Raw genomic sequence first — 15,731 nt, 5'->3', positions numbered from 1 at the left:
TGAACGGTGCCGGTGTTCGGTTCATCGACTGCCGCTGTACAACCGGCACCACCCCTCATCCCCGAACGCTCACGTCGACCCAGGAGTCGGAACTCATGAGAACAGTCGCGATTGCCGCAGCCGGCGCATCGGCCCTCGCCGGGCTCGCGATAGCCTATCGGGCCTTCTGGCGCACCAGATGCTTGACCTGGGGTGCCGCAGCGGAGGAGATTGCCCGAGTCATGCCCGGCGACGAACTACTGGTCGACGCCGACATCGTCACGACGCGGGCGATCACGATCAGCACCGCCGCGGACGCGATCTGGCCGTGGCTGGTTCAGCTGGGACCGGGCCGTGGCGGCGCGTACACCTACGATTGGCTCGAGAACATGCTCGGTCTCGACATGCATAGCGCCGAGCAGATCCTGCCACAGTTCCAAAACCTTGCCATCGGTGATGATCTCGCCCTCGGCAAGTCGGGCCCGCGTATGCGAGTCGCGGCTCTGGAACCCGAACACGCATTGGTCTTCGCTTCCGATGACGGCCACTGGGTCTGGGCATTCGGGCTATACCCGATGGACGGAGCCACCCGGCTGGTGAGTCGCAACCGCATCGCGCTCACCGGCTCCTCGAAGCTGACCCGCGGGCTCTACCAGCTCGTTATGGAACCGGGGAGTCTGGTAATGGAGCGCAAAATGCTGCTGGGCATCAAACAGCGCGCCGAGCGGCTGGGACCTGGACGCTCACTCGCAGGGAGCAACGGCACTGCTAAGTCCGCCTTCCGCGGCGACGCCACTCACCGGCGCGGGCTGAGCAAGACCAAAGGGATCTGACGGGTGGTCCGCTTCTGGTAGGTCTCGTACCCCGGGTACGCCGCGACGACCTGCGGCCACCGCCGATCGCGTTCCTCCGGGGAGAGCACGCGGGCAGTCATCGGTTGTTTCGCGCCGTGCTGGAACGACACCTCGACCGCGGGATCGGCACACAGGTTGTGGAACCAATCCGGGGAGATGTCGTCTCCGCCCCGCGAAGCGACGATCAGATAACTGTCGCCCTCCACGACGGGAACGGTGAGGATCACGGTGCGCGGCAACCCTGTTCGCCGTCCGGTGGTGGTGAGAGCCAGGGTGGGCATCTTCTTGAATCGAGTGCCGGCGCGGCCGCCGCTGATGTCGAGCAACTTGCGGTGCGCGGTGGTCACGGTCTTGAGGTACAGATCGGTGGCCGCGCGAAAGCGGCGGGTATTCGGCATCGGGTACTCCTCGGTCGGTCGGGATCGTCGGGAACGATGGTCCGGGTCCGACTTGTGAGCGACCAGTGAAGCGTCAGCGCTCGAGGCGTTCGGCCGCGGCCGCGATCCAAGTGGGGTTGCCGCAGCGTTGGGCGACGTGGAGCGCGGCCCGGTAGTGCGCGGCGGCGAGTTCGGCATCGCCGCGCCGGGCCGCCAGGTCACCGAGAACGGTGTCGACCGGACCGACCGCGTAGGAACCGGTGTCGGCGCCACCGAGCCGGTCCCGGTAGGGAAGCAGATCGCGGTAGAGCGCGGCGGCCTCGGTGGGCGTGCCCAGTGTCGCGACCGCCATGCCGCGCAGTGTGAGAAACAGCGATCGGAACACGTCGTCGCGGATCGGCCGGGCCCGGCGCCGGACCCGCGCCGCTTCCGCCCGGTCGCCGGCCGAGAGCAGGGCCAGCACCAGAAAATCCACCATGGCGTCGACGGTCGCGGGGACGGCGCTGTCGGCGAATGCGCCGGCCATATCGGCCAGTTCACCGGCGCGGCCCTGGTGCAGCCGCACCACGAACAACGCCATGGCCAGGATTCCGCCCGCATTGAAAATGCCCGCGCGGGTCAGCAGTTCGTTGGCTCGCAGATAGTGCTGCTCGGCCGTGTCGGGATCACCGGTCACGAGCGCCACCAGCCCGCACGCCATAGCGTTCGCCACCTGCGCCTGCCGCCACTGATAGCGGTCTGCCAGCACGGTGGCCGCCTGGAGGTGCTCGCGCACGGCGGCGACGTCAGCCGCGGACGCGGCGGCCTGAACCGCGACCGTGTGGCCGAGGAGCAGGTAATCGCTCCGGTCGGTGCGCCGCCCGACCTCGATCAACTCGGCTCCGAGCGGGCCGCGCTCCGGCGAGTCGTACAGCGAGGCCTGCGCTTGCAGCGCGGGAGCGAGCAGCGCGTCGTCGCCGAGTCGGCGGGCCAGAGCTTCGGCCTCGGCGGCGGCCACCGCCGCGCGTTCGCCGACCTCGCCGCCGATCTCGTCGACGAGGGTCACCAGCAGCCGGCACCGGTCGGCGGGAGTGAGGCCAGGGGAACGTAGCGCGTCCTCTATCCAACCGACGACCCTGTGCTCGACCACGCCGTACTGCCGATTCATCCACGGGGTAGGTGTGTCCCAGGCGGTGAACGCCCGTACCAGCAGATCGACCCGGCCGGCCTCCTCGGCCAGCGCTGCGGCCCGGTGCCGAGCGGTTCGAGCGGCGAGCCCGGCGCCACCGGCGAGATGACTGCGACCCGCCCGGCACAGCATCGCGACCCGTTCCTCGACGGTGTCGGCGCCGGTGTGACGCTCGAGCGCGGCGGCCGCGCGTTCATACCCGGCCGCGGCGACGTCGTGGGCGTAGCGCCGCTCGGCCCGCTCGGCTGCCGCCACGGCGTAGTCGGCGGCCCGTCGTGCCGTCTCCGGGGTCACCGACTCGCCGTAGTGGTGGGCCAAAGCCGCGAGATCGCCCGGATCGATCTCCTCGATCGCGGCGGCGACCCGCCGATGCCATCGGTTACGGCGGATCCGGGAGAGGTCGCCGAGCAGCGTGTCCCGCACCAAAACGTGCGTGAAACGCGCTCGCCCGCTGGCCGGTTCGTCCAAGAGCCCGGAGAGCACCCCCGCTTCCACCGCGTCGAGCACGTCGTCCTCAGGCACCTCGGCCGCGCGCACCAGCACCGCGACATCGAACTCCCGGCCGATCACCGCGGCCAACCGCAGCAGCGCCACCCCGGTCTCGGGAAGCCGGGAAAGCCTGCGGCGCAGCACGTCACGCACGCCCTCCGGAACGTCCGACGCGGCGACCAGCTCGCCCTCGCTCTGCAGCAGACGTGCGACCTCGATGAGATAAAACGGATTCCCACCGGTGCGTTCGTGCAACATCCTGACCACCGCGGCCGCCGGTGTGCTGCCGGTCAGGGCGGTGATCAGGCGACCGCTGTCCTCGACGCCGAGGCCGCGCAGGCGAACCCGGGCGCGGACGGTGGTGGCAAGGGCCGCGAGCGCGTCTGCCAACGTCGGCGGCACCTCGTCGGGGCGGTAGCCGATCACGACGAGCCCCGGTACCTGGGTCGCCACCGCGGTGAGCAACGCCGCTGTCTCGGTGTCGCCCCGATGGACGTCATCGAGCAGGATCGCCAACGGGGCGACGGCGGCGACGGCGCTCAGGTAGCCGCACACCGCCCGATGTAGCAGGAAACGGCCATGGTCGCGGTCGGCGTCCTGTGCACCGGCGCCGTCGGTGAGCAGCGGCGCCAGGGCGGCCGCGAAGCCGCCGGGATCGTGCTCGCGGGCCAAGGCGCGCAGGATCTCGACCCAAGGCCAAGCCGACGGAGCGGCGTCGTCCTCCGGGCACCGGCCGATCACCACCCGGTGCCCGTTCGCGCGCAAGTCGGCGCCGAAGTGCTGCAGCAGAGTGGATTTCCCACTGCCGGCTTCACCCGCCACAGTCGCCGACCGAGGACCGGCACCGGCGGCCGCGTCGCGCAGCGCGGCGAGTTCTCCGGTTCGGCCGAACAATCCCGGATTAGGCTGGGCCTGCGGGGCGCTCGCGGCCGCTGCGGACGTGGACGGTGTCTGTGGGAGTGCAATCGCCCGCTCGCGCAGCGGGATTCGTTGCGCGAGGATGTCCGCCTCCAGCCGGATCAAAGCCGGACCCGGATCTATGCCGAGTTCGTTCGCGAGAACGTTGCGGGCCTGCCGCAGGGCGCTCAGCGCGTCGGCTTGGCGGCCCGCCCGATATCGAGCCAGCGCTGTCAGCCGCCACGCCTCCTCCCGCAGCGGGTGCTCCTTGCTCAAGACCTCGGCCTCGGCAGCGGCGAGCGCCGGCTCGTCGAGTTCGAGCAGGGCTGCCGCGAGTTGCTCGCGTGCGCCCAGCCGTAATTCCTCCAGCCGCGCCGCTTCCGCGGCCGCCCACGGCTCCGCCGCGTAGGCGGCGTAGGCGGGGCCCTGCCAGCGGGCGAGCGCGCGGTCCAGCGTGCGCCGTCGCTCGCGCGGATCGCCCTGCTGTCCAGCGATGTCGAGTTCCGCGCCGAAGAGCCATGCGTCCACGTCCTCGGTGGCGAGACGGACCGCGTAGCCGGGGGTCCGGCTGATCAGAACGGTGGCGGGTGTGCGCGGCGCCCGCTGCGGCTCCAGCAATCGCCGCAGGTTGGAGACGTAGGCCTGCAGTGCGCCGAGTGCCCGCGGCGGCGGCTCACCCCGCCACAGGTCATCGATGAGGCGATCGACCGGCACGACCTCGCCCCGAGCGACCAGCAGCCGCGCCAGAACGCCTCGTTGCCGCGGACCGCCGAGATCGAGTTCGCCCCGCTCGTCCGCCGCGGTCAGCGCGCCGAGCACCCGGATCCGAACCATGACGCGCCAAGTCTAAGACCGACCCCCATGCAGTGCCTTACAAGTGGGCTGCAAGCGGCGGGCCGCACAGTCGTCGCAGTTCACCACCACGACAGGAGCACCGCATGAACGCCACCGGCACCGTTCCCGGCCGCCCCGACACCTACGACATGGTCGTCTTGCACAACGCTTTCCGCAGGCACTTCAGCGCTCTGCCCGGCCTCGTCGCGGCGGTGGCGCCCGGAGACGTCGAGCGCGCCCGGCGCCTGATCATCTTCCTCGACGAACTCGGCGACGGCCTGCACCACCATCACACCGGCGAGGACGAGCTCATGTGGCCGATCCTGCTCGAGCGCGCCTCCTCGGACGCCGCCCTGGTGTTGCGCATGGAGGAACAGCACGAGCGGATCGCCGAACTCACCGAGCGCGCCCACCGCGACGGGACCGAGTTCGCCACCGCCGCCGACCCGTCGGTTCGGGACCGGCTCGCGGCCACGCTGCGGGCGCTGTCCGATACCCTCGACGAGCACATGGCCGAGGAGGAGCGGCACATCCTGCCCGTGGTCGAGAACGTCATGACCGCGCTCGAATGGCAGGCTCTCGGCGAACGCGGCCGCGAGCACATGCCCAAGGACCGCCAGTTGGTCTTCCTCGGCTTCATCCTGCAAGGCGTCTCCGACGACGACCGTCGGAAAATCCTCGCCGAGATGCCACTTCCCGCCCGGCTCGCGTGGCGTCTGCTCGGCCGCCGCGTCTTCGCCAAGGAATACCGCGAGATCTACCACGCTGATCCGGAGTGGTGAGCACGCACGGTCGGATGCCGCTCGGCAATGCGTTCGACGGTGGGATCAGTAGGGCGGTGACGGTAGCCGTGTCGAATTTGCGGCGCGGAGAATGTAGTTACCGCTACCTATGATGTCGTGGTGCTGATGGTCGGCCGGGCAAACACCTGAGGCTGCTGGAGTATAGCCGTCATAGAACAAGCCTGAACATTTACGGCACCAGCGCCACTTGGGTTCTCCTCCTACCCCGTCCCGATTGGTCACGTCTTCCAGTCGGTAATTGCCGGATCCGATATTCGAATGGGAAGAAAAGCCGCCAGAAGGCGCAGGGCATACCCCGAAGAAACCATTATTCCCCCCGAACCAAAGCCCCTGACAGTACTTACACCAATACCACTGGGATTGGCCCTGTCCGCCATCAGGGTCTTCCTTCAAGATGTAGTCGCTGGTTCCATCGTCGTGGTGGCCGCCGTCGAGGATATCGCCTGCTGGGCAGCCCCCGCGGGTACCGTTGCCGGAGAACCAGAGACCCCTGCAACGCGCACACCTCTTCCAAAGGCGCTGGGTGGCCGAAGCCGGTGCAGCGTTCCCTATCAGCAAAGGCCCGGCTACAGCGGTTATTCCGACGCCTACCGCCAAACGCAGCAGCGCGCGCCGCGAAGTGGGTATCAAATCGCTGGTCGTCATGAGATCCACGTTCCTCCCCCGGACACGGATTCTTCGGAGTCGCATCTCCAAGCCACGATGCTATCGCCAAATCGGCTCGAACACTGCGCTTTCGGCAATGTTCACCCTGGTCTTTCGTAGCTTCGTCCAACTACTACCGCCTCGGTGATCTCGTTGCGGCGCGACAGATCACCGAACACGCCCTGACCGAGCGCGACCGGCAACGAGACACGAGCGGGGCGAGAAGTCTATTCCGCCAATCTGGCGGTGATCGACGATCTCCGTTCAGCACGCGAGAAAGTTTGATGAGGTCTCACCCCGCTCCCCTGTCCGTTCCGGGTGGTACGACCGCACCCTAGCGCTCGAACACAGGCGCGAAGTGGCGCGGGCGATTGGATAATCGGCGTATGAGGCTGCGTTCGAGGGGAGGGTGGATCGCGGCGGGGGTTGTCGTGGTGGTGGCAGTGGGAGTTGCGGTTTGGGTGTGGTGGCCGGATCAACGTTCGAACCGGGACACGTGGGGCTGGGCGGCGCAAGCCGAGTTGCCGATGCCGGTTTCGGGGCCGAGTGGTGTCGCGGTATCCGCGAGCGGAGACGTCTACGTGTCCGAGAACGAGGGAATCCAGCGGCTGCCGGCCGGGCGATACACTCCGGAGCGCATCGGTCTGCCGGATCTGCACTGGCCCTCGGGTTTCGCCATCGGACAGGACGCTCAGCTCTATGTCTGCGACTATCAGCACGGTCAGGTGCTGAAGGTGGCGGCCGACACGAAAAATGTCGCGCCGTTGCCGCTGGTGGGGTTCGGCGCGGCCGACCTGAAAAGCTCCGAACGTGCGAACGGAGCCGGCGTCGCGGTCGACCGTACGGGGAATGTGTACATCACCGACCCGGACAATGCCCGCATCTTGAAGTTCCCGGCAGGCTCCAGTACGCAGGTTGTGCTGTTGACGGTCGATCACCTCGGTGCGCCGATCACGGTCTCGGACGCCGGCGAGTTGGTGGTGACTAGCACCGCCCCGGTCAACAGACTGCTGCGTATCCCGCCGGGGTCGGTGACGCCCGCCGAAACGCCGCTACCTGCCGGCGAAGCGGTCGCCGCGCTCGCCTTCGATCACGACGGAGCGCTGCTGCTGGCCGACAACGCCTGGATTCCGGACACGGCCAGTATGGTCGGCGCGTCCACACAGGACGGGAGATTGTGGCGGATTCCGGCCGGATCGACGGCGCCGATTCGGTTGCCGTACGCCGAGCTCGGCGCGATCAGCGGGATCGCCGTCGATCCGCACGGCGAGATCCTCATTACTGACAGAAATGGTGGCCGGGCGGTGCGGCTGACACGCAAGCCGTAAACGCTACGGGCAAGTCCGGCGGTATTCGATCGTCGGGACATATTGCTGCCAGCCGGCGGGATCGAGCCCCGTGCCCACAGTCGCGCAGGCGATTTCGACCGTTCGTCGACGCAATTCGTTCAGCGCGCTCAAGTCCCAGATGACCGCTGGGCCGTCGCTGTACACCGCGACCAGTGTGTCGCCGTCCGTGCTCAATTGGGCACCGGCCACCGCATCGGCCCTGGCGTCGATCGGGTCGCCGACTTGTACTGGACGTGCGGGGTCAGTGATATCCCACAGAAGGATCCTCCCGTCCAACCCCAGTTCCGCGAGCAGGCGGCCGGTCTGATCGAAGATCACGTCTGCATCGCCACCCATGGTGTCCCGCAGCGGGTCGCCGAGGCGACGCGGATGTGCGAGATCCTTCATGTCCCAGAGCTGTATGGTCTTGTCCGTACTGCTCGTGACCAGGACTCGCGCGGCGGGCGAGTACGCGAGCCTACCGACCATCACTCTGGTGGGTGCCGTGCCGGCCAACGACGGTTCATCGGGATTCGTGAGGTCCCATAAGGCGGCATCCCCGCCGTTCCAGCCGAGGGCGAATAGGCGGCCATCGGTGAATGTCAGTCCTGTTACCGGACGGCCGCGCAACCCGCGCCCCATCCGACGCGGTGCTTCCCGCTTGCTGATGTCCCACACCAGAGAGTTCTTGTCGGAGCCCGCGGCGAGGCGATAACCGTCCGGTGTGAACACGATCGCCCGCACGATTCCGCCGAGCCCGGTCAGAGGTGGCCCGAGACGGCGAGGATGGGCGCGGTCGCTGATGTCCCACAGCGATACCGTCCGGTCCGGCCCGCCTGTGGCCACCGTCTTGCCGTCAGCGGACAGGGCGACCGCCGACAGTCGGCGATCGTTCCTCGAGAAATCCACGTGCTCGGCATTCCAGGTGGCGAGTCGGAGCGGGACTCGCGGGTTCGAGATATCCCAGAGGTCGACGTTGCCGTTGGCGCCGCCGATCGCCATCAGGTCACCGACCGTGGTGACACAACAGGGTGGCCTCTTCCTATCGAAACTTCCGTGCAACGACGGTCCGGCAGGCTTGGGCTGAACACGAAATTCGCTGTCCCACAATGTGACGCGACCATCACGAGCACCGGTGGCAACTCGGCCGGTGCTGGCGACCCCCACGGCGCTGACATCGCTCGGCTGGCCGACCCAGGCCCCGCGCCACTGTCGCGGGTTTGCTGGATCATCGAGATCGTAAAGGTATGCCGCGTTGCCATACGCTACGGCGAGTCGACCCGCCGGCGCGAATGCGAAATGGCGGGTCGCTCGCATAGCCGCACCCAGCTGTTGCGGGTGGGTGGGATCCCCCACGTCCCAGCGGGTGAGCCCGGCGAAGTCCAGATAGACCGCCAAGATTCCCCCGCCTGGTGAGAAGGCAAGTCCGTCGGGGCCGAGTGGCGATCGTCCGGGCAATTGGACTTCGATTCTCCCGATCTGGTGTGGTGTGCCGAGATCAGAAATGTCCCACAGCAATACACCTCCGGGAACACCGGTGGCGAGTGTCCGCCGATCGGGCGAAATGGCGACCGCATCGGCGTGTTGTTCCGGGGGTGCCAGCGTCACCGGTCGCGGCGGACCAGTGAAGTCCCACAGCCGCGTCGGCTGAGTCCAGCCGAAAGTGACCCCGAAGGCCCCACCGGAGTCCAGCACCATTCGTGTCTTCTCATCGATATCCGGCAGCAGGCGTTTGCCGACCAGCCGATGGCTCGGATCGCTGACATCCCACTCCAGGACGCCTTCCAGGCCGTTTCCGTCGAAGGTGTGATCGTGCGAGACCATGCCGAGTCTGGCGTTCCTGGCGTCGATATCGATCCCCGCACCGGTCAGTAGTCGGCGTCCGTCCGGTGAAAACACAGGCTCCGCGAGGGTACTCGGGCCGGTCAGCGGGTCGCCGGACCGGCGCGGTCCGCGCGGATCTGTGAGATCCCACAGTGCGATGACGCCGTCATAGGTCTGTACCGCGAGCATGTGACCGTCCGGGGAGAACACGGTATGGCTCACGTCTCGTCCGTTGCCTTCGAGCGTACCGCCGTAGTAGGTGGTGGCGAGCCAGTCCAGCAGCCAATTGCGGGTTTCGACGCTTGGGTGGATGGTGTCGGCAGCCAGCGCGAGACGGATCGAAGTGCGCGGTTCGGCTTGAAACAGGCCTTGCGCATCCGTGAGCAGCGCGCGTGCGACAGTTGTGCGTTGCTGGTCGACAGCCTTGCGCTGCTGGATCACCGCGATCGTCGCGGCGACCAGCGCGGCGACGAGCAGAGTGGACAGCACGACCGTAGCGCGCCCACGCCGGAAGCGATCTCTGCGATAGCTGCGCTCGAGAAATTCCTTCGCACTGGAGCTGAGGTCGACACGGTTGGTCGCCAGTCGACGTAGGCGCGGTGGCCACGTGCGCAGATTCGGCCTGCGTTGGACGCGCATGCGTGCGCCGGTGTCGTCCATCGCCGACTCCAGTCGTCCGCCCTCCCAGAGCCTGGTCGCCGCTCGGTCCTGAGTCCAGTCGGCGGCGGCGTTCTCGATCGCGCGGCGGGCGCGCAGCGCCTTGCCCTCCTCCTCGATCGCGTCTCGCAGTAGCGGCCAGTGTTGCAGAAACGCTTCGTGCGCCGCCGAGACGACGATTCGTCTGTCTTCTTCATCGATGGTGAGCAGTCGTTGCGTGACGAACGCGTCGATGACCGTGGCGTCGGTTTCGGTCAGCTCGTCGCGCGGTATCCGCGCGCGGGTGGGCACACCCCGTTCGTCGACGGTGACCAGGCGCAGCATCACATCGATGATCTGACTGTCGGTGAGGGTGGTAGCCGCGCGGGCTTCCGCCAGCGCCACTTCGGCCTGACGGACCAGCGCGCCTCGCACGCCGCCGGTTTGGTCGTAGCGTTGTAATGAGAGCGTCCCACCGCGGTGCACACCGTCGGCCAGTCGCTCCAGCGCGAATGCCAGCAAGGGCAGCGCCTCACCGCTGTCGGTGTCGGCGAGCAGTTCGGTGACGAGGCCGTCGTCGATGCGGAAACCGGCCACCCGCGCAGGCCGTTCGATGACCTCCCGGAGTCCGTCTTTCCGCAGTGGGCGCAAAGGATACGTCTCGGTCGACAAGGCGCTCATCGCAGGATCGACGATCATTTGGTCCAAGAATTCCGTCCGCAAGGTGGCCAGCACTTGCACGGGCCCGCCGATCGCCGGGGCGAGCAGTTCGGTGAACTCCGCGCGCTGCGCGGGCTCGGCGCGTCGGAACAATTCCTCGAATTGGTCGACCACCAACAGCAGTTTGCGTCGGCGGCTCGACTCGTCCGCGATCAATATCTCATCCGAGACGTCTCGCAAGCCGTCTTTCGCCAGGCGGTCGCGCACCGACGACAGCTGCCAGTCGAGTCCGGTCCGTCGCCCGGCGATCGCCAACGTCCGGGCAAGCGCACCCGCCGGGTCCGCGCCGGGCGTCATCGGCTCCAGCGGCAGCCAATAGTTTTCATCCGCGATCAACGGAATGACACCGGCGCGCACCAGGGAGGACTTGCCGCACCCTGACGGTCCGATGACCAGCAAGACCGAGGGGGTGGATCGGAGGGCGGGGGCGCGCAATCGCTCAGCGATCGCGCTCGCCTCCCGTGCCCGCCCGAAGAAGACCCGGTGCTGCGCGCGCTCGAACGACGCCAAGCCCGGGTACGGCGACTGGTCGTCCGGCCAGCCCGATCCCCCGCCCTCGTCCAGTGTTCGCAACGATCGCGCCAGTCCAGCCCGCGCCGCCTCGGCATCGGCCACGGCGTCGGGCTGCTGGATCGATTTCAGCAGCGGATGTGTCGCGCCCGCCGCCGCACGCACTGGTAGCAATCTGCTCCCGAGGGTTTTCGCGATGCCGATTTCGATTGCGCACCAGGCAGATCGAAGGTAGGTCGGGGTGATGACGCAGACCACCGCGTCGGCCCATCGCAAACGCTCGTAGAGCCGCTGCTCCCATTCCTCCCCCGCGGCCAGGCCGTCGACCGGATGCTGGTCCAGGAACACCTCGTGCCGCTCCGCGACCAGCCAACCGTGGATCTCGTCGGCCCACGCCCGGTCTGCGCCGGCGTGACTGATGAATACCCGGGCCACCACTCCTCCAGCGATCGCCATCCCGTCGTCCCGGCGAAAGCCGGGCGCAGGCACAAAGCCGAGTGCCGGAACAACGCTACCGCTCCAGCCGACGCGCACAGCGGTTTTACCGGTTCGTCACCGGATCCGATCAGCGCACCCTTCGAGCCCGCGACGTGAGCGAACTTTCAGATACTTCTCGGGCGGTGGCTCGACGTGCTCGGGTGTTACCCCAGCGCTGTCGCCGAGAACGTCAGCGAGGTCGGCTCTCCCTCGAGCGGCGGGGCCGACCTAACTCATACGAAACCGGGCGGAGGGCTGAATCCGCCGAACTCCTGCTCGATCAACTCTGCGAACCGCAACGTGGTGTGGTCTTCGAGATAGGGGCCGATGATCTGCATGCCGAAGGGCAGCCCTTCGGGTGAGCGCCCGATCGGTGCTGCGGTCGACGGTAGCCCGAGCAGTGTCGCGATACTCGCCCACACCAAGTGGTAGTTATACGGGTGTGTGGTGCCGTCGATGTCGATAGTGCGAGTGTCCATGTCCGAATGGTCATGCGGGAAGGCAGGCGTCGGCGTGATCGGGCACAGCACCACGTCGAATTCGTCGAACAGGCGTCGCCACTTGTCGGCCAGGCCGATGCGGACGCGGTCGGCCCTGATCCAGTCGCCGTGGCCGGCCACGAACGCTCGGCGGATGACATCCTCCGGACGGTCGGTGTTCGGCGGAATGTCGGCGACGGCGGCTTGGAGCGCTCGGTAGGTATCGACTGGCGCATCCGCGCCGAACTGCGACATCAGCAAGGTCAGGTAGGTGTTCGCCGTCAATGTGAGGTCGGGCAGCAGCGCGCTGTCCCGGGCGACTGCGGCACCAGCCTTTTCGAGCCCTCGAGCGATCCGGTCGAACCCATCGCGGATGACGGTCGACGTCGGCAACAACGGATGAGTGTCGATGACCAGCACCCGGAAGTCGTCGAACACGGCGCTGCGCGGCGGTGGCAGCGCAAGCTTGTAAGCGACCGCTTCCACCTCGTCGGGGCCGGCGAGTAACAGGGTCGCCAACGTCAGGTCGGCAGCACTGCGTGTCATGGGCCCGACCACGGGGAGGTCTTGCGGAGCTGGCAACGCAGGCGTCCGAGGCGGCGTATTTCCCCGACCCGGCAGCAGCGTCCGTGACGGCTTGTGGGCGTATATGCCGCAGAAATGCGCTGGTACCCGCAGCGAGCCGCCGATGTCGGAGCCGAGCGCCAGCGAGACATACCCTGCCGCGAGTGCGGCGGACGAGCCGCCGGAGGAGCCGCCGGGCGAGCGTGTCAGGTCCCACGGGTTGTTGGTTGTGCCGTAGATGTCGTTGTAGGACTGCCAGTCGTGCAGGGCGCGCGGCACATTGGTCTTGCCGATGACGACCCGACCCGCACCCTTCACCCGCGTCACCAACGCCGCGTCCTCGGCAGGCTGCCAATCCTTCGCATCGGGAAATCCCCACGTCGTCGGCAGACCCGCGACATTGAAGGATTCCTTCACCGCCACCGGCACGCCGAGTAACGGTGCGCGCTCACCGCGCGCCAGCGCCGCGTCGGCGTGCTTCGCGGCGGCGCGGGCGCGGTCGAAATCCCGCACCACAACGGCGTTGACTTTGTCGTCGAACTTTTCGATCCGCGCGATGGTCAGCTCGAGCAGTTCGGTGGCCGAGATGGTTTTCGTCTGCAGCGCGGCCACCTGATCACGTAGAGTCGCGAACTCCAGTCCGGACATGATGTCTCCTTTTCACCCGAGGGTTCGCGCTCGGCGTTCCTCGCCGAAGTATCAGCCGGGCCTCGCCGTACCGGATCGGATTGTATACATGCCTCGTCGGGTTTCGAAAACTGTTCCGGCAGAGGATGATTCATGTGCGAGGCAGGCACACTGGGCAACTTCTGCCAATAGGGCGGAATGTTGAAACACCATGAATCAAGAGGGCAATGGATGGCCCACACGGCGCAGCCAGACCCGCCATGTCGGGGGCATGACAGTGACCACTGTCCGAAAGGATTTGTGGGCTAGCTGAGCAGCTCAGCTGAAGGCTGCGACCGCAATATTTCGAAGTCACCCGCATGCTCGTACGGCGGGACTACGCAGGGACCTCGTGCCGAGCACGGCGGGTGAGCCACGCATCCAGTGACCAGCGGCCGGGCCCGGCCCAGATCAGGAAGATCAACCCGAGCAACATCGCGACATCGGTGCGCGCGTCGTGGACCATTCCCCAGAAGCCTTCCACTCCTTGGAACCCGCCCGGGCGCAGCTCACGCAACTTGGTGAAGACGATCGCCAAGCTGATATCGACCAGCAACGGCAGCGCGGCGAAGCGGGTCAGCAGTCCGATGACGATCATGACGCCGCAAGCGATTTCGATGACACCGTCGAAGTTCGCGAAGAACGTCGGCGCGGGGATGCCGATCTTGTCGAACCGGCCCGGCCCCAGTTTGTCCGGATACAGGTACTTCTGAATCCCCTCACTGAGGAACACCAGCCCCACCGCCAACCGGATACAGATCACTGCCGCCGGGCCGTCCGCGCCGAGGATGCGCGGCCACGGCCACTGATCCGTCGCCGCCATCGGCACTCGCCTCCCGATATCACACGGTCCGCCGTGATCCGACGGGCAGCACCGTGGCGGCTACCGCCGTGTGCGTCGAAGCCACACCGACCTCTGCCCGCCCTCGGTCATCGCGGGTGGACGACCATGACCGGGCACGAGGCATGCTGCACCAGAGTATTGGCGGTGGAACCGAGCAGCATGCCCGCGAAACCACCCCGGCCGCGACTGCCAACGACCAGCAACTGCGCCACGTTCGACCAGGACAGCAGGTGCGACGCCGGCGCGGAAACCTCGACCTTCCGTGCGACGCGAACCTCGGGGAACTTCTCCTGCCACCCCGCGACACGCTCGGCGAGAACCGCCCGCTCGATGTTGTCGAGTTCGGCCTCGGCCCGGTGGGCGTGACCGGCGAACCGCCCGGAGTCCCAGTCGCTCCACACATGGACGGCGACGAGTTCGACATCGCGTTCGGCCGCTTCGGTGAAGGCTGCCTCGATAGCCGCGTCGCCGACGGGGCTGCCGTCCACGCCGACCACCACCGGTCCGGATGTGTGGACCGTGCCGTCGGCGTCGGGGTCGGTCCGCACGACGACCACCGCGCCGCGCGCGTGAGCGGTCACGGCCAGCAGCGTGGAGCCGAGGTGGGCGAACGTCCCTGCGTTCCCGGTCGCACCGAGCACGACCGCGTACGCCTCCGCGCTGTGCTCGATCAGCAATTGCTTCCCGGTGTCGGTGGTCGCGCGAGACGAGATACGCAACTCGGGTGCGACCGATCGGGCCACGCGTTCGGCCCGGGCGACCACATCCTGTCCCTGTTGCCGGATGACGTCGAGGACCGAGGGGATCACGACCTCGTAGTCGCCGAGTACCCAGTCGTTGCCCACCGCGTCCATGCCGTGGAGGATCTCGAGTTCGCGTCCGCGGTCGGCCGCGAACCGCGCCGCCCACCGGAGGGCGGTCCACGACCCGTCCGAACCGTCCACGCCGACAACGATTTTCGCCGTGGCGAGGTGATGCGGGTCGTCGAATCGCTGCTCTGTCATGAGGGCCTCCCGAGCCTGTGGTCGCGTAGCACCCAGCCGGGCGCCGACTCAACGGTATGAGCCGTAGCACAGGCTCGAATGCGGCTGATCGTCCTCGAGAGCAGGGACCAAAGACCACTCGAGGGAGTGCAAGCCGGGCCTCTGGAGCGTCGCCGCTGGGCCCGATGCCGTCGGCAATCGCGATTCGGGACCTTGGTCCCTCGTGGTGCATCTCCCGGTTGACGAGACTCGGAAACGGACGGCTATATCTGATCGGACAGGGGTCTCGACCATGCCTGACGACACCGTGGTGATCGATCGTGCTGGTCTGGATCGTCTGGTGGACGTGCTGCGCGACCGGGGATACCGCGTCATCGGTCCGCAGGTGCGCGATGGCGCGATCGTCCTGGACGAACTGGACTCCGGCAGGCGACTGCCCGCTGGGTGGGGTGTGGAGACCGCGCCCGGCCGGTATCGGCTGCGCCGCCGCGACGACGCGGCGGTGTTCGCCCATTCGGCCGGGCCGGGCTCCTGGAAGCAGTTCCTGCATCCGCCGCGTCGCAAGATCGGGCAGTTCGGACCGGATCTCGAGCTGGAACCCGTCGAAGAAACGCCGGTCCGCTCCGCGTTCCTCGGCGTCCGCGGCTGCGACCT

The 15,731-nt window shown here is 67.5% G+C and carries 9 protein-coding genes and 1 pseudogene; 4 read left to right on the top strand and 6 right to left on the bottom strand.

All coding sequences use genetic code 11. The features are described 5' to 3' along the window. The first annotated feature begins 95 nt into the window (after positions 1-95). The gene (locus ACWEO7_RS29565) at positions 96-812 is read left to right on the top strand and encodes an SRPBCC family protein (RefSeq protein WP_452428061.1); all 717 of its coding nucleotides are present in this window, start codon (positions 96-98) and stop codon (positions 810-812) included. Here the strand turns inward: ACWEO7_RS29565 and ACWEO7_RS29560 are convergent. Together ACWEO7_RS29560 and ACWEO7_RS29555 are read right to left on the bottom strand one after the other, a co-directional pair. Further along, the gene (locus ACWEO7_RS29560) at positions 776-1,231 is read right to left on the bottom strand and encodes a nitroreductase family deazaflavin-dependent oxidoreductase (protein WP_452428059.1); all 456 of its coding nucleotides are present in this window, start codon (positions 1,229-1,231) and stop codon (positions 776-778) included. The two genes, ACWEO7_RS29565 and ACWEO7_RS29560, sit on opposite strands and share 37 nt — an antisense overlap. Before the next feature lie 73 nt (positions 1,232-1,304). Continuing rightward, complete coding sequence (locus tag ACWEO7_RS29555) at positions 1,305-4,598, bottom strand: BTAD domain-containing putative transcriptional regulator (RefSeq protein WP_452428057.1); 3,294 nt, start codon at positions 4,596-4,598, stop codon at positions 1,305-1,307. Between the two features lie 104 nt (positions 4,599-4,702). Between ACWEO7_RS29555 and ACWEO7_RS29550 the strand changes: the two genes are divergently transcribed. Beyond that, the gene (locus tag ACWEO7_RS29550; RefSeq protein ID WP_452428055.1) at positions 4,703-5,380 is read left to right on the top strand and encodes a hemerythrin domain-containing protein; all 678 of its coding nucleotides are present in this window, start codon (positions 4,703-4,705) and stop codon (positions 5,378-5,380) included. Positions 5,381-6,627: 1,247 nt separating this feature from the next. After that, the gene (locus ACWEO7_RS29545; protein ID WP_452428053.1) at positions 6,628-7,374 is read left to right on the top strand and encodes a hypothetical protein; all 747 of its coding nucleotides are present in this window, start codon (positions 6,628-6,630) and stop codon (positions 7,372-7,374) included. Between the two features lie 3 nt (positions 7,375-7,377). On the opposite strand, the gene ACWEO7_RS29540 is transcribed toward ACWEO7_RS29545, so the two are convergent. The 4 genes from ACWEO7_RS29540 to ACWEO7_RS29525 all read right to left on the bottom strand — a co-directional run bounded on the left by ACWEO7_RS29540 (position 7,378) and on the right by ACWEO7_RS29525 (position 15,098). Further along, complete coding sequence (locus tag ACWEO7_RS29540; protein ID WP_452428051.1) at positions 7,378-11,520, bottom strand: nSTAND1 domain-containing NTPase; 4,143 nt, start codon at positions 11,518-11,520, stop codon at positions 7,378-7,380. 254 nt (positions 11,521-11,774) lie between these two features. Beyond that, complete coding sequence (locus ACWEO7_RS29535) at positions 11,775-13,232, bottom strand: amidase (RefSeq protein WP_452428049.1); 1,458 nt, start codon at positions 13,230-13,232, stop codon at positions 11,775-11,777. Positions 13,233-13,587: 355 nt separating this feature from the next. Beyond that, positions 13,588-14,073, bottom strand: coding sequence for a DoxX family protein (locus ACWEO7_RS29530; protein ID WP_452428047.1), 486 nt, complete (start codon positions 14,071-14,073; stop codon positions 13,588-13,590). Between the two features lie 107 nt (positions 14,074-14,180). Continuing rightward, positions 14,181-15,098, bottom strand: a complete 918-nt coding sequence (locus ACWEO7_RS29525) for a universal stress protein (protein WP_452428045.1) — start codon at positions 15,096-15,098, stop codon at positions 14,181-14,183. Positions 15,099-15,369: 271 nt separating this feature from the next. Here ACWEO7_RS29525 and ACWEO7_RS29520 point away from each other — a divergent pair. Then, positions 15,370-15,731, top strand: a pseudogene (locus ACWEO7_RS29520) (4Fe-4S dicluster domain-containing protein); the annotation flags it as partial.

The organism is Nocardia sp. NPDC004260, from assembly GCF_053603155.1.
Note: the sequence above shows the minus strand (reverse complement) of the source record. Positions and strands in the feature narration are given on the sequence as shown.

Excerpts from the sequence above, each read along its gene's own strand:
- ACWEO7_RS29535 (WP_452428049.1), bottom strand. The coding sequence starts at position 13,232 with ATGTCCGGACTGGAGTTCGCGACTCTACGTGATCAGGTGGCCGCGCTG.
- ACWEO7_RS29540 (WP_452428051.1), bottom strand. The coding sequence starts at position 11,520 with ATGGCGATCGCTGGAGGAGTGGTGGCCCGGGTATTCATCAGTCACGCC.
- ACWEO7_RS29565 (WP_452428061.1), top strand. The coding sequence starts at position 96 with ATGAGAACAGTCGCGATTGCCGCAGCCGGCGCATCGGCCCTCGCCGGG.
- ACWEO7_RS29525 (WP_452428045.1), bottom strand. The coding sequence starts at position 15,098 with ATGACAGAGCAGCGATTCGACGACCCGCATCACCTCGCCACGGCGAAA.
- ACWEO7_RS29530 (WP_452428047.1), bottom strand. The coding sequence starts at position 14,073 with ATGGCGGCGACGGATCAGTGGCCGTGGCCGCGCATCCTCGGCGCGGAC.
- ACWEO7_RS29550 (WP_452428055.1), top strand. The coding sequence starts at position 4,703 with ATGAACGCCACCGGCACCGTTCCCGGCCGCCCCGACACCTACGACATG.
- ACWEO7_RS29560 (WP_452428059.1), bottom strand. The coding sequence starts at position 1,231 with ATGCCGAATACCCGCCGCTTTCGCGCGGCCACCGATCTGTACCTCAAG.
- ACWEO7_RS29555 (WP_452428057.1), bottom strand. The coding sequence starts at position 4,598 with ATGGTTCGGATCCGGGTGCTCGGCGCGCTGACCGCGGCGGACGAGCGG.